The organism is Muribaculum gordoncarteri (genome assembly GCF_004803695.1).
Lineage (GTDB): Bacteria > Bacteroidota > Bacteroidia > Bacteroidales > Muribaculaceae > Muribaculum > Muribaculum gordoncarteri.
Map to the genome: position 1 here is coordinate 186,219 of NZ_CP039393.1, position 14,847 is coordinate 201,065.

General features: G+C 51.3%; 12 protein-coding genes. 4 read left to right on the forward strand and 8 right to left on the reverse strand.

The window, feature by feature from the left end:
• The first annotated feature begins 63 nt into the window (after window positions 1–63).
• From E7746_RS00835 to E7746_RS00850, 4 genes are read left to right on the forward strand one after another with little or no spacing between them, the layout of a single operon-like run.
• On the forward strand, window positions 64–441 hold the full coding sequence (locus E7746_RS00835) for a hypothetical protein (RefSeq protein ID WP_136409536.1): 378 nt from the start codon (window positions 64–66) through the stop codon (window positions 439–441).
• Between the two features lie 33 nt (window positions 442–474).
• A complete protein-coding gene (locus E7746_RS00840; RefSeq protein WP_136409537.1) occupies window positions 475–936 on the forward strand; it encodes a hypothetical protein in 462 nt (153 codons plus the stop codon).
• Between the two features lie 5 nt (window positions 937–941).
• Window positions 942–1,295 (forward strand): translation initiation factor, encoded by a 354-nt coding sequence (locus tag E7746_RS00845; protein WP_136409538.1) that lies wholly within the window; start codon window positions 942–944, stop codon window positions 1,293–1,295.
• A gap of 17 nt (window positions 1,296–1,312) precedes the next feature.
• The gene (locus tag E7746_RS00850) at window positions 1,313–4,618 is read left to right on the forward strand and encodes a UvrD-helicase domain-containing protein (RefSeq protein WP_136409539.1); all 3,306 of its coding nucleotides are present in this window, start codon (window positions 1,313–1,315) and stop codon (window positions 4,616–4,618) included.
• On the opposite strand, the gene E7746_RS00855 is transcribed toward E7746_RS00850, so the two are convergent.
• The 8 genes from E7746_RS00855 to E7746_RS00890 all read right to left on the reverse strand — a co-directional run bounded on the left by E7746_RS00855 (window position 4,592) and on the right by E7746_RS00890 (window position 14,833).
• Window positions 4,592–5,824 carry a sensor histidine kinase gene (locus E7746_RS00855; RefSeq protein WP_136409540.1) on the reverse strand — a complete coding sequence of 411 codons (1,233 nt, stop codon included), beginning with the start codon at window positions 5,822–5,824 and terminating at the stop codon, window positions 4,592–4,594. The genes E7746_RS00850 and E7746_RS00855 overlap by 27 nt on opposite strands.
• A gap of 30 nt (window positions 5,825–5,854) precedes the next feature.
• Complete coding sequence (locus E7746_RS00860; protein ID WP_136409541.1) at window positions 5,855–6,697, reverse strand: HAD-IIB family hydrolase; 843 nt, start codon at window positions 6,695–6,697, stop codon at window positions 5,855–5,857.
• A 1-nt stretch (window position 6,698) separates the two neighbouring features.
• A complete protein-coding gene (locus E7746_RS00865; RefSeq protein ID WP_135946486.1) occupies window positions 6,699–7,172 on the reverse strand; it encodes an acyl-CoA thioesterase in 474 nt (157 codons plus the stop codon).
• Between the two features lie 85 nt (window positions 7,173–7,257).
• Window positions 7,258–10,191, reverse strand: coding sequence for a glycoside hydrolase family 3 C-terminal domain-containing protein (locus tag E7746_RS00870; protein ID WP_238337277.1), 2,934 nt, complete (start codon window positions 10,189–10,191; stop codon window positions 7,258–7,260).
• 80 nt (window positions 10,192–10,271) lie between these two features.
• Window positions 10,272–10,667: a DUF488 domain-containing protein gene (locus E7746_RS00875; RefSeq protein ID WP_136409542.1), complete on the reverse strand. Its 396-nt coding sequence runs from the start codon at window positions 10,665–10,667 to the stop codon at window positions 10,272–10,274.
• Between the two features lie 158 nt (window positions 10,668–10,825).
• A complete protein-coding gene (locus tag E7746_RS00880; protein WP_136409543.1) occupies window positions 10,826–11,638 on the reverse strand; it encodes a hypothetical protein in 813 nt (270 codons plus the stop codon).
• Window positions 11,639–11,651: 13 nt separating this feature from the next.
• Window positions 11,652–13,172 (reverse strand): WG repeat-containing protein, encoded by a 1,521-nt coding sequence (locus tag E7746_RS00885; RefSeq protein ID WP_136409544.1) that lies wholly within the window; start codon window positions 13,170–13,172, stop codon window positions 11,652–11,654.
• Entirely contained in the window at window positions 13,169–14,833 is a 1,665-nt protein-coding gene (locus tag E7746_RS00890; RefSeq protein WP_136409545.1) for an FHA domain-containing protein, read from the reverse strand. The genes E7746_RS00885 and E7746_RS00890 overlap by 4 nt, the downstream gene beginning before the upstream one ends.
• Window positions 14,834–14,847 lie beyond the last annotated feature (14 nt).

A 14,847-nucleotide genomic window follows, 5' to 3' on the forward strand; every position in this document is an offset into this window, starting at 1 on the left:
CTTAAATTTGCGATAGATAACAAAATATTCAGGTCATTAATGAAATATTCGTGTTCAGCTTTCATGTCAGCATTACTGCTGTCGTCGTGTAGTGGCTTGTCGCCTGAAGCGCGTGAAATAGTGGGTGTTTACTATAATAACGAGCTGTCGGATGACACTCCCGTGCTTGAATTGAACGACGACGGGACATCGGTGATGCGAGCCATAAAGCCCGATGTGTTGACTATAGAGGTACCTGGTACATGGAATGTCGTGAACGATTCGCTTGTAATCGACAATGATGTTACGAAAATCGTGACCGAGGGCGACACTTCGGTTCTCGGTGATGTCACGCCTAAATATTCACGACTTATAACGCGACATGACGAGTTGAGCCTTACACTTGCCAAGGACGGCATCGAATATCTCTACCATCGCAAGGTGACTCCCGATAAAGATTGACAACAATAACCGAAATTTATGAATATACACTCTATGAAACTTCACATTGTGCTATTTAGCCTGCTCGTGGTGATGCTTGCCGGATGTACCGCCGCAACTACCACCGAGAATCTTGCCGGTGCACGGCTGTTGATTGAGAACAATGACTTTGCTTCGGCGCAGAGCATGTGTGACGAGGTGCGCAATGCGGTCGAGAGTGACGACTCCAATGTAGAAGTAGAGGATTTGTGTGAACTTGCCATACTTTACATGCAGCTTGCCGACCACACCGACCGTGACGACAATGTGGAGTATGCCCGTCAGGCCTATATGCACTCCCTTGAATGTGACTCGGCGGGAGCGATAGATTATTACAGCCGACTCGGTGTCGACGAGATGGCACAAGTAGTGTTGCTGTCGTCGATAGTGCGCAGCACCACCGCAGTGCCTGAAATTGACGAGCAGGGCGACACGTTGTTGGTAGTGCCCGACGATGACTCATACATGATACCTTAAAAGCCATGAACATTGATTTGCAATCGGTCTTGCAGGATTTCCTCGACCGTAATCCCGACCTGCCTGAAGGTGACGACAATGATGTGTCGGCCGAAAATGCCGATACACGCCCGGCTGCCGTCAGTGCCGACAGGCTCGACATCATATTGGAGAAGAAGGGACGCGGAGGAAAGAAGGCGACCATAATAACTGGATTTACGGGGAGTGACAGCGAGTTGGCCGAATTGGCTTCGGCTTTGAAACGCAAGCTTGCCACAGGCGGCTCGGCACGCGGCGGAGAGATACTCATCCAGGGCGACCGTCGCAACGATGTGCTTGCCGCGCTTAATTCATTGGGCTACAAAGGCCGAATCATATAACCCGTCATTACATATAAATGCTCAATATCCACAAGGCATCGGCCGGTTCGGGCAAAACCTATACGCTCACCTATAATTATATAAAGCTACTGCTCGGCGTCGGCGACGAACAGGGAAATTATCGACTTGCATCGGACAGGAAGCGTCATCGCGCGATACTTGCCATAACGTTTACCAACAAGGCCACCGACGAGATGAAGCGGCGCATCGTGCAGCAACTCGCTATGCTTGCGCATGTCGATGCCGTGAAGGGAGGCCGGAGCGACTATGAGGCGCGGTTGTGTGATGAGCTCGGGTGTGACTCGACGCAGCTTGCCAATGCAGCCCGCGATGCACTCTTTTCACTCCTCGGCGACTACAGCTTTTTCAATGTGAGCACCATCGATGCTTTTTTTCAGACGGTGTTGCGTACATTTGCCCGCGAAGCCGAACTTACCGGCAACTACGAGGTGGAACTTAATGAAAAGAACGCCATAGCCATAGGCGTGAGCGAAATGTTGTCGTCGATAAACCGCGCCACCCCCGAGGAGTCGCGACGAAGCGGCGACATGCGCATGCTCATCGCCTGGCTCGAACAGTACATGCTGTCGAAGATAGAGGCCGGGGAAACCTATAACATATTCAACCGCGGATCGAGATTTAACGGCGAGCTCGTGGATTTTGTGAATAGTGCCTTGTCGGAAGTGTATAAGCTGAACGCCAAGGAGATTCAGGATTATCTTGCCGACAAAAACAAGATATCGGAGTTTGCCAAGAAACTTAACAGCGAAATCACGGAGATTCCGAAGGTTATTTCATCCGAGGCGACCCGAGTGTGTGAGGCAATCGAGCGTGAGGGCCTCGCGGGCAGTGTCAACTATCATTTGATGAACCGACTGAGAGAGTGGAGCATCGGTGGAGTGAGGGATCTCAACATGACGGTGATTAAGGCGGCTGCCAATCCCGATGCCCGTTACAAGGTAAGACAGGCACAGCTTTTCTCGGCCGACCTTGACGATGCCATAGGGAGATTGCTGAATGACTGCATAGCGTTGACAAAGCGTTACAACACCTATAAGCTGATGCGCGCCAATGTCTATAATCTCGGACTCATAGGCGATATAGTGCATCATGCGCTGGAGGTGCAGAAGGAGAACAACTCGATAGTGCTCAGCGACACCAACGATATATTGCGACGAATCATAAATCAGGAGGAGGCACCGTTCATCTATGAGCGAATGGGAGTGAGGCTGCGTCACTTCCTTATCGACGAGTTTCAGGACACATCGCGCCTTCAATGGATCAACCTTGGCGCACTTGTGAGAGAGAGCCTTTCGACAGGCAATGACAATCTGATAATAGGTGATGAAAAGCAGTCGATATACAGGTTCCGCAATTCTGACCCGAAGTTGCTGAGCTATGATGTTCCCAAGGAGTTTGAGCGTGACAGTCGTCTGTTTGGCGACAGTGTCGAGGAGAACACCAATTGGCGTAGTGCGCGTGAGATAGTGCAATTCAACAACACCCTGTTCACGGCTCTGATGTCACGCATTGAGCTGAAGGAGGTCGTTGACCATTATGCGGGAGTGGTGCAGAACATCGCCAAAAAGGAGATGAAGGGTTATGTCAAGGCTATCCCGTGTGGGGACGATGCTCTCGACGACATGGTGGAGGAGATAAAGCGTCAGCTGAAACAGGGTTACCGTCAGGGCGATATAGCAGTGCTGGTACACAAGTGGACTCAGGGAAGCGCAGTCATTGAACGGCTGCTTGAAGCTAAGCTTGAGGATGAAGAACTCCGCAATCTGAGGGTGCTGAGCGACGATTCACTGGCGATAAGTGCAGCTCCGTCGGTGCGAAAGATTGTCAGCGTGTTGCGCTTCATCGATGCCCGACAGCCCCTTGACGGCGAAACACCGACGCCGCAACAGCTCATAGCGCGGTTGGTCAACCGATACGAATATTTTTCGTCGGAAGGCGACGACGCAGCCTGTGCGCTTGAGCGGGCATTTGTCGACGACACACCCGATGAACTTGCCATGGAGGCTGCCGACATGACATGCATCAATCTTCCGTCGCTTGTGGAGAGAATTATAGGCCGTTATGTCGATGCTGATACATTGAGCCGTGAGAATGTATATGTGTGCGCGTTTCAGGACATGGTGATAGACTTCTGTTCACATGCCGATGCCGATATACATTCATTCATAAAGTGGTGGGATGCTACAGGATGCTCAAGCAAGCTGTCGACTCCGGCTTCGCTCGATGCCATAAAGGTGATGACGATACACAAGTCCAAGGGACTGGAATTCCCGTGTGTGCACATACCGTTTTGCGGATTGCCTCACAACCGTCAGTCGGATATAGCGTGGTTTGGAACACGTAACGCCGAGGGTAGTCTTATTGACGACTTTGTGCGTGACGGATTTGACAAGGATTGCGTGCCTCCGTTTGTGCCGTTGTCGGTCGGCAAGGCTCTTGAGGGCACCATGTTTGATTCGCGCTATAAGGAGATTGTTTCGGAAAAATATGTCGACAGGCTTAACCTGCTCTATGTGGCATGCACGCGTGCGGTAAACGAACTGATGTTCTACTACACGCCGGTGAAGAAGATTAAGAGCGAGCAGCTCGACGGTACATCGTTGCCTACGACCGATTTTCTGCTCGCCAACGCTTTTTCAGTGGCCGATGCTGCATTTTGCAGCAACAATGAACCGTTGCCCGGATTGCTTGCCCCGTTGAAGAATCATGTTGACTCCTGTGACCTCTTTGAATTTGGCGAGGCGGTAGATCATAAAGCGGAAGAGCGGAAAGAACCGATGGTGGAGATGCCGGCCTACTATTCCTACGACAACGAGGGAATATGGGAGATGAGCCGAATAGAGGATCTTGAGGATATGGAGCGTCCGCGCCGACGAGGCATCGTGCTACATTCGATAATGAGCGGAGTGCGTAACCGCAGTGATGTGGAGCGCGCCGTGCGCCGTCGTGCCGCACGCGGCTTTATCGATGACGACGAGATTGACGGATATATTGCCGAGCTGTCGGAAGCACTTTCCGACGAACGGGTTGATGAGTGGTTTGAGGGTTATCGCCGACTGTTGCGCGAGAGCACCATTGCCGTGCCAACGGGTGACGGTGTGCGAAATTACCGTCCCGACAGGGTGGTGTGGACCTCGCAAGGCACGATCGATGTCATCGACTATAAATTTGGCGAGGAAGAGCCTTCAGGATATATAAGGCAGGTGAAAGGGTATATGAGGTTGATTTCAAAAATCTATCCCGATGTGGAGGTGAGAGGCTTCCTGTGGTATCCGCTACAGAAGCGCATCACCCGGGTGTGACACGGGAAGCTCGATGTTGAACGTGGTGCCTTTGCCCGGATCCGACGACGCTACATATATGTGTCCGTGATGGTATTGCTCGACGATGCGCTTTGCGAGCGTAAGGCCGAGTCCCCAACCGCGTTTCTTGGTGGTGTAGCCGGGATTGAATATTTTCTTGAAATGATTGTGAGGAATGCCTTTGCCTGTGTCGCTGACGCTGATCAGCGCATATCGGGGAGTGCGTGATGTGGTCACGGTGATTACTCCGTCGGCTTTCATGGCGTCTACGGCATTTTTTATGAGATTTTCCATGACCCACTCAAGCAGCGGTGCGCTCATTGAAACAATGAGAGGATGCTGACACAGATTCACTTTCAAGGCGATGCGGCTTGATATGCGGGCGGCCATGTATCGGGTGGCATTGGATACCGCTGTGTTTACATCGACCGGGGTCATGGCGGGGCGTGAGCCGATTTTGCCGAATCGTGACGCTATGGTCGACAGTCGGTTTACATCCTTGTCCATCTCCTCGGTGACGGTCGGGTCTATGTCACGGCTTTTCAGCAGCTCGATCCATGCCATAAGTGACGATATGGGTGTGCCGAGCTGATGGGCTGTTTCCTTGGAGAGTCCCACCCACACCCGGTTTTGTTCGGCCTTTTTGGTTGATGTCACGGCATAGTAGACGACAGTGATGAATAGCAGCATTACAACCAGCATGATGTAGGGGAAGTAGTTGAGCATTCTCAGCAGCCGGCTGTCCTCGTAGTATAGCATCTGCTCGTTGTCGGGGGAGATGGTGATGTGTATGATGTTGTTGGTTTTCTTCATCGAAGCAAGTTTGTCGTTGAGGTACTTGCTGTTTCTTTCGGAAATAGAGTAGGGCTGAAGAGTGTCGACCGGTTCCGGCAGATTGAAGTTGCGGTAGAGGAGGATGTTGTCGTCGCTGTCGGTGAGCAATACGGGGATGTTGCGGTTGCCCTCGATTATGCGTAACAGGAAATCGATGTCGGCCGAGCCGGGGAGGGCTATGTCGCTGTTGTCGGTTTCGGGGGCGACAATTGCTTTCGTGGCGTCGGCCCATATCTCCATGCGCTCGCGCTCCTGGGCGGCAAGTTCGCGTACGATTCGGTTGGAGATGTAGAGGAATATTGCGACAAGAGCTATTGCAACGGCAAGGAATGCCATTGTGCCGTAGCGTCGCTTGTCGTAAATGTCGGCCATGATGTAATAACAACGGCTGAGCCGTGAGTATTATTGCATTCGCTCGAAGTCTTCGGCTATGAATCGGGCTACCGAGTGGGAGGTGTTTGGTCCGATGACTGTCGATGCGGCATTTTTCACTTCGGGCAATGCGTTATCCACGGCAACCGACAGGTCGGCTATCCGCATCATGGGGAGGTCGTTGAGATTGTCGCCGAACACAACTACGCGGTCGGCATTGATGTCACGGGCAAGACGCTTCACGGCATTGGCCTTGCTCACTTCGGGTGCGAATATCTCGATGATGCCCACATCCTTGCCGAAGATGTCGACATAGTTGCTGACCGAGCAGTCGATTGACCGGCGAATGTCGTCGGCAAGAGCATTTATGCGTTCGCAGGGTCCCATGGCGAAGAAGAGCACGGTGTTGGGGATTGACTGATTCATTCCCGCCGGTTCATCGATGTGGAAGCGTTTAAGGGGTAACTTCATGCGCTCGTTGATGAACTTGTCGTCGTGGATGCTTCGCTCGCCGTTATGGTAGACTGTGAGCATGCCTTTGTCGTCGAATGTGTATATGAACGGATTTACACCGTGACGGTCGGCGGCAGCGCGTATGAGTCGTGATGTTTCGGGCGATATGAACCGGGTGTCGATGTAACGCATCGAGTTGCGGTCCCACAAGGTGGCTCCGGTCATGACTATTGCCGGAAGCGATGTCACGGTGTGGGCAAGCAGCGGACTTACCGTGGCCGGAGTGCGGGCTGTGGCAACGGTTATCAAGGCGCCACGTCGTGTAAGGTCGGTTATTATTTCGGCCGATTCGGGGCTTACCCTGCTGGTGTCGTCGAGCAGGGTGCCGTCCATGTCGGTTACGTAGAGAGTTCGGTTCATTCTAAAGTTTTCGTCCTTCGTAACGTTCAATTGCGTCAATCCATTTCTGTTCGATAGGTGCCGAATGTCCCGTGGCGATGTCAAATCCCACCATGACTGTTCGCCCTACGCACTTTACTTCGCCGCTTTTGGTGTTGACGATGCGCTGTTCCATGACGAAACTTTTTTCGCCCATTTCGGTAACGGTTGTCACGACACCTATTTCCTCATATATATAGGTGGGTGCATGGAAGTCGCAGTTTATGTTGGCTACTACAATGTTGATGTGCTTCCAGTCGACGCCATCGGGCATTATGTCGAGGAAGTAACGGCTCTTGCCAAGATCGAAAAAAGCTATATACACTCCGTTGTTCAGGTGACCGAGCATGTCGATGTCGTTGAACCGCATTTGTAGCGGCACCAGATGACGGAATGGGAATCGGGGTTCCGGCACACGTGGATTTTGTGAAGCCGGCAATTTTATCACTTCTGCCATGATGCAAAGTTACGAAAAAATCCCGTATCGACCTCCGTGATGTCAGGTGTCGATACGGGACTGTGTTGTTATAAAAAGTGAATTGTTACTTCACTACAAAGTCGATAGACTGTAGATCTTCGTCACGTGACGAGCATCCGTAGAGAATCTGATAGCGTCCCGGGCGGGTCGACAGTTCGTCGATAGAGGGATCGTAGTATTCAAATGCCTCGCCGTCGAGAGTTATAGAAGCCTTGGCTGTTTCGCCGGGTGCCAAAGAGAGTTTCTGGAATCCGCGAAGCGACTTGATGGGAGCTTCAGGATAGTCCAGAGCCTTGACATAGACCTGTACGATTTCGTCACCCTTGCGGTCGCCGGTATTTGTCACGGGCACTGTGAGCGTAACTTTGCCGTCGGACTTCATCGATGACTTTGACAGACGACCCTTTCCATAATCGAAGCTGGTGTAGGAGAGTCCGTGACCGAACGGATATTGAGCCTTGCCGCGGAAATAACGGTAGGTGCGGTTGTCCATGCTGTAGTCGAGGAAGTCGGGCAGGTCGTCGTTGGAGCGATAGAACGTAACGGGAAGCTTTCCGCTGGGGTTATAGTCGCCGAGGAGCACTTCGGCCAAAGCCTGCGAACCACCCTGTCCGGGATACCATGCCTGAAGCAGAGCGTCATATTGTCCTTCCACGCTGCCGAAAGCGATTGCCGATCCCGAGCAGTTAACCATTACGACGGGCTTTCCTGTAGCGTGCATTGCGCGCAACAGTCGCTGCTGAACCTTGGGAAGCTCAATGTCGGCCTTGTCGCCGCCTTCACCTTCCATGCGTGCCGAGATACCGCCTATGACAATGATTGCCTCGGCATCCTTTACAGCGTCGGCTACATCGTCAAATTCAACCAACTGACGCTGGCAGATGTCGCCGCGCAACATTGCGAAGTTGGATTTGCCATGCTTGTATTCGATGACTACATCGTAGGTTTCACCCTCTTTTACGGGGAATGACTTATAGTCGACGGCACCGCGTCCAAATCCGAATCCGCGTCGTGATGATCCTGCGGCTGCGCTGTCGACAACCTCACCGTTGATTTTGAGTACGTATCCGTTGTCGGTTGCGAGAGTGTATTGCATATCGCCGGTAAATGGAGCCTTGTAGCTGCCCGATATTCTTACCGATAAGGTGTCCTTGCTTACGCCCTGGGCAAATCCCCATGCTCCGAATGTAGAGAAGTCAATCTTGTCGTAGTAGTCGGTCTTGGCGGGTTCTCCGCTAAGGTTGTCATTGTTGTAGAACTCTACGAATACGCCTTTGCCGTCGTTGAACTCCTGAAGGTGGGGAATTGTAGAGTATTCGTCGGCCAGCTCGCAAGCTTTTTTGTAGATGACCTTGGTGTTGGGCAATGCAGCGCGTATGCCTTCGAGCAACGAGCGGGTGTGAGCTTCGGTGGGTGTACCGCCATAGTTACCGTTGAGCATTGAAGTGTCGTCGGCGTTCGGGCCTACAACGGCGATTGTCTTGATACTCTTGGAGAGCGGAAGCACACCGTTGTTTTCGAGCAGCACCATTGATTCGCGTGCGGCCTGAACGGCAAGTTCATGATTGCTTTCGCTGCTGATTACCTCGGGACCGAGGTTGCTCCACGGAATCATGTCGGCGGGGTCAAACATACCGAGTTCAAAGCGTCCCATGAGTGTTTTGCGCAGATGGTTGTCGAGAACACTCTCGTCCAACATTCCCTTATCCAGGGCTTCGGTGAGAACCATGAACACCTTTCCACACTCCAGGTCGGTGCCGTTGAGCACTGCGTCGACCGATGCCGACAGTGGATCGGGATGAGTTTCGTGCTGACCCTTGTTGTAGAAGTTGTTGATGGCGTCGCAGTCGGTCAATACGATTGCGTCATATCCCCACTTGCGGCGCAGGATGTCGACGAGCAATCGGTCGCTTGTGCAACAAGGCTTTCCTTCGTAACGGTTGTAGGCACACATTACTTCGCGCACGTTACCTTTCTGAACCAGTGCCTTGAAGGCGGGGAGATAGGTTTCCCACAGGTCACGCATCGATACCGAGGCATTGTAGGTGTGACGCAACGGTTCGGGACCGCTGTGTACGGCATAGTGCTTTGCGCAAGCATGAGTCTTGAAGTAGCGGTCGTCGTTGCCCTGCATTCCAAGCACGGTCTGCACACCCAACACTGCATTCAGGTAGGGGTCCTCACCGCAGGTTTCCTGTCCTCGTCCCCAACGCGGGTCGCGGAAGATGTTGACATTGGGACACCAGAATGTAAGTTCGGGATTGCCGGGGTAGTAGATTACGCCCATGGGCACGTTGAAGATGTCGTGGTCGGAACGGTTCCAATTGGCTCTTGCCTCATCGGAAACGGTTGAGAATACGTTATAGACCAACTCGGGGCTGAAAGCCGAGGCCATGCCGATCGGCTGCGGATATACGGTGTAGCCGTCCTGACGCACTCCGTGGCAGGCTTCGCTCCACCAATTATAGGAGGGGATGCCGAGGCGGTCGACTGATATCGACTTGTTCATCATCAATCCCACTTTCTCTTCGGGGGTGAGCAGTGAGATGAGGTTTTCAACACGCTCCGCATTGGATAATTTCGGATTGCGGAACGGATAGTAGGTGGCGGGTGTAGCCCCTTCGTTCACTACAGCCTCTACCGACAGCGCACCAAGTGTCTTGCCCTTGTCGTCGAGAAGCTCCACGCTGCGGAAGCTTTTACCGATGGATTTGGCGGGAGTGAACACAACCATCACCTCGGCGGTGCTTCCCGGAGCAATCGGGGTGGTGGGGTATTGTGCCGATATGCATTCGCAGCTGGGTATGGCCTTGCTGATGCTTACCGGTTCCTTTGATTTGTTTTTTAACGTAAAAGTGTGGCATACAGCCCCTTCGGTTGCATTGACTTTGCCAAAGTTCCATTCATAGGAGTCGAATGAAACTGCGCTTTTTTTCTGTGCCTCCATGGGAAATGCAAGCAGCATGGCACAGGCACATGACAAAATTATTTTCTTCATTGTCGCGGTATTTATAATGATGGTTTAAAGTTAAAAGGCTCACAGGAGCGGAATATACAAATTTAGTTATTATAACTCAATCAAACAATATTTTCATTAATTTTGTTAATTGGCGTTATGTCGAGTGCCACAATGCACTCATCGCGCAGAATTACTGCGTTGTTATGGAGCTCGTCATGTGCCCCGTATACAAAAGTTACAACCGGATATTGCGATATCTCATTTACAAACGGAACGAAGTCGGGCGATGCCTTCAATTCATCGCGATAACGCGTCATGAATTCATTCCAGCGATGGTCGGGGTCCTCGTGAAACCATTCGCGCAGGTCGTTTGACGGCGCGATGTTCTTGGCCCATTGTTTACAGTCAAGTCTTTCGTGGCTGACTCCACGGGGCCACAATCGGTCAACAAGTATTCTGTAGCCGTCGGCAGGAGCGGCTTCTTCGTAAGCTCTTTTGATTTTAATATCAGTCATGGCGTTTGTGTTTAAAAATTGTCCTATAGAAAAAACACACTACGACATATTTATGTTGGAATGGGGGCAATTAAAAAAAGAGCGCAACCGCTCGTGATGCAGCTGCGCCCTTCTCTCTCTCTGATATTGAATTTAGATCTCTTTATAATCAATGGCAATCAATACACCGCTTTGCGCTTGGTGGTTTTGCGTTTAGGAGTGTATAGGTTTTCGTTGGGCCTGTTGGTTATGTTGGTGATTCTTGCCGAATTGCGCTGAACCGAGCCATCGGTTGTTTCGATGGTTATAAGTCCGGTTTCGTAGTCTTGCTCCACGATAAGTCCCTCAAGGGGTTTCAATCCGGCAAATGTGTAGGTCGAAATGAGGGGGCTTTGACTCAAAATGGACTTTTCGGGGTCGAGCGGACGACGGCTGTAGATGACGATGTCATCCCATTTCAACATGTGGACTTTGTTGTCGAGTGTCTTGAATCGGATGCCGCTTACGGGGTTGTTGCGGATGATGTAACCTACATACTCGGTATTGTCGCCAAGCACTATTACATCGAGTATGCCGCCCAGCGAGGTGTTGCGCTCGATATAGCTTACATCGTCCCAATTCAATCGGATTTCCGACGGATTATCAACCGCCTCGACAACTTCCACTGAATCGACCAATGAGAAATCGACAGGCTCGACAACGACGACCTCGGCCACGCTGTCGCACTCAACCACAGTTGAATCGGCTACCGCCATGTCAAGCGGCACCACCTCTACAACTGCCGTGTCGGCGATACACGTATCGGCTTCGACATACTGCTCCACAGGCTTGAACGTGAAGAACTCCGAGTTATTCTGACTAACAATGTAGCCCGACACTTTATCGCCGCTTTTCAATGTGATGGTTTCATAGTTGAGCGCATCGTCAAAGTCGGCGGCAAAAGCAACCGAGGTGGCCAATGCCAGTGTTATTACGGATAATATTGTCTTCATGTTTTGAATAAGTTTAAAAATCTACAAAAAATGGAGTGACGGGATTCACCTTGAAGTACGATGTCTTTCCCTCGATGCTCACGGCCACTGTTTTGGATGAAGCCTCAGTGACATTGTTGAAGGCGGTGTGTATCGAACGCGATGATTTTTCGGGGATGGTCAAAGTCTTGGTGACAGGGGTGAGTTTTTCACCGGTGACCTTCACTTCAATCGTCACTTCCTCGTCGGTGGGATTGCTGATGCGCACGGTTATGGGAGCGCGGTCGTTTTTGTCGGCCTTTGAACTCTTTGAAACCGAAATGCGCATCATGTCGGCTGTTTCCATCTTGGTCTGCACATCCTCATTGGCCGACCACAGAATCAGGTTGGACGACATGAGGTAGAGCTTGTAGTCAGATTCCGGAGTCTTTATCTTGAATTGTCGTGTGGCTCCTGATTCCGAAGTTTCCTCACTCTTCTGTCCGTCGGCATCTATTACCATCGACAACGGTGTGTCGGCATATCCGGCGGGAACGGTGACATTGTATTCAACCACTTCGTCGACATTTTTGCGGCGTTTTACAACGATGCGTTTTGTGACATCAAATTTACCGTCGCTCAAAGCCAGGATACCCCAGAAGGCACCGCTCTTTACAATGGCGTGACCGTTCTCAAACGGATAGGCGTAATTGAACTGGGGAACAACGACTACGCCGCCTTTAGCCGAGCGATAACCGTACTTACGGTTGTCCAGGAACGGCTGGGGACCCGAAGTCTTTACGGGCTGTGGCGTTTCGTCATCGCTTACTACCGAATACCGGTCGTCGAAGGTGAGATCCTCACTGCCAAGACGCTTTATCATTCGGCCCTGGGTGTTGATGACGAAGAAGTTGCCCTTGGTGTCCTCTACGACGCTTTCGCCGTTGAGAAACGTACTGCCCATGGTGATGTTGCCTATGTCCTTCTGGAGCTTAAGCTCTTTACCGTGCATGTCGATGAAGTAGACACGTGTCTTTCGTTTTGCAATGTTGTTGGCAAGGTCGCTGACCTTGTTCTTTACTGAACCGAACACGCCTGTCGATATCTTGCTTACCGAAGCAAGACCTTCGGAAAACGGATGTATGTTTCGGTACTTGAAGTCAATTGCAAGCCGTCCTTCATCGTCGATGTAGCCATAGTAACCCTTTTTGTTGTAGACGGGGAGCATGCCTTCGGAGAAGAAGGGATAGTCGCCTACAAAGTATTCGCCATCGACATTGACTATGCGCTGATTTTCAAATATGATGCTACGCAGACGGAAGTCACTGCCGTCGCGGGTGAGCAGGAGCGACTTGCCGTCGACCATGGGGGTGATGGAGTCGAGTGTCATGGGTATGACCTCCTTGCCGCTTGCATCGATTATTGCCGAGCGCGCACCTTTCTCGACGATAAACAGGTCATCGCTAAGACGGGTGATGCCGTTGTACTCGGGCAATACTGACCATACAGCAGTTTCGGCGCTGACCGAAACTGCTGCAGTTATTAGAATAGTAAAAAGAAACAGACGCTTTATCATATATTACCTACTTCTTCGTCATACAATCGCTTAAGATACTTGGCCTGGCAGGCAAGACCGTAAGTGGCACCGGTAGTGTATCCACCCCACAGTACACCTACGAGCTGGAATGTTTCGGCATTGAAGATGGGTGAGCCGCTGGCTCCTCCAAGTGATTCGCCCTGGAACTCAAACGAGTATTTGCTCGGAACCTTTGAGCAAACTGTGTTGCGTATCTGGGGCTCGATTGAGTGGGTTATCTGGTCGCGAGCCATCATGTTGCCGCGAGGATAGCCGATCCACATGAGCTTGTCCTTCTGGGGTTCGAGAGTGCCGGTAAAGAAGTTCTCGGGTGAGAATACAAACTTGACAATGTCGGGAGTGCGCTTCTTGTTGAGCTGCAGGATGGCTATGTCCATATCGTCGGAAGGCGACACGGCGACAACATCGCAACGGTCGTATTCATCCTCATGAGTATAGTTGATGCCTGCATATCCTACCGATATCGAGAGCATATTGCCGGTAATCGAACGCTTGCAGTTCTTAAGCTGACGAATAAGGGAGTCGATGTAGCCGTAAAAATCGGAAATCTTGCCTTGTGCGTAGAGATTCTGGGCCTGGGTATAGATCATGCCCCAAAGCATGAATTTGGTCGGGCTCATCTGATAGGCCGCATTGTAGGTGTCGACAAGGTCACGTCCCACCTGGTTGATTTCAAGCGGCAGTTGCTCATTGACCATTTTCTCCATTTCGGTTCTAATCTCAGCTCTTTCGCTTGCCGGGAGATATTCAAGCTCCCACGGCGATGCTACGTGGCGGTTGGTTGCCATGCGACCTTCGCGGTCGAGGAAGAACGCTGTTGCGCTGTAGCTTTGAATTTGTACGGGAAGTTCGCCGGTATCACAGTTGCCGATGTTGGGATAATGAGCCCTTATGACGGCATTCCATATTTCAGGATGTATCGGGCAGTCCTCAAAACGGGTATTAAGCTGGAATGATGCAGTCACGTATACTACCGAGGTGCGAACATCGGCGATGGTAGGTTTGGCACCGCCAATGCCGCCGCCGACTCCGTCAATAGCCCTGTATCCGAAATATCCTCCTACCAGTACAGCCGCTGCGACAACCACGGCTGCCACAATCTTAAGCCATGGGAACGGAACGGGAATCACTCCCTTGATTTGGTCGGTGATGTCGATGTTGCCAAGGTTTACAGTGTCTTTGCGCTTTAGGGGCACCCATTGATTGGCGGGTATCTTTATTCCGTTAAGCAGCACTCCGTTCTTGCTCTTGAGGTCCTTGATGTAGGGCTTGCCATTCTTGTCGATTTTCAGGATGGCGTGATAGCGGCTTACATAGGGATCGGTAATCTGAAGCTCGTTACGGAAGTTGGAGCCGATGTTGAGAACCTTTTTGCAATCAGTGAATTTTTCATGCTGGGGGATGGCGTTCCAGTTCAAAGGCGTGTCGCCAAATACGATTTTGTCGCCTCTTACTACGGTTATTTCCTTAGCGCCTTCGATTTTTTTACCGTTTACGGTTGTTCCGTTGGTGCTGTTTTTGTCCTCCAGGATGAAGTTGCCTTCAGGTAGAGAAGTGAGTTCGGCATGAAGTCCGCTTACATAGGGCGAATTAAGCACTATGTCACACTTTGAGTTGCTGCCGATTTTAAAAAGTTTCATAGCTTTTTTATGTT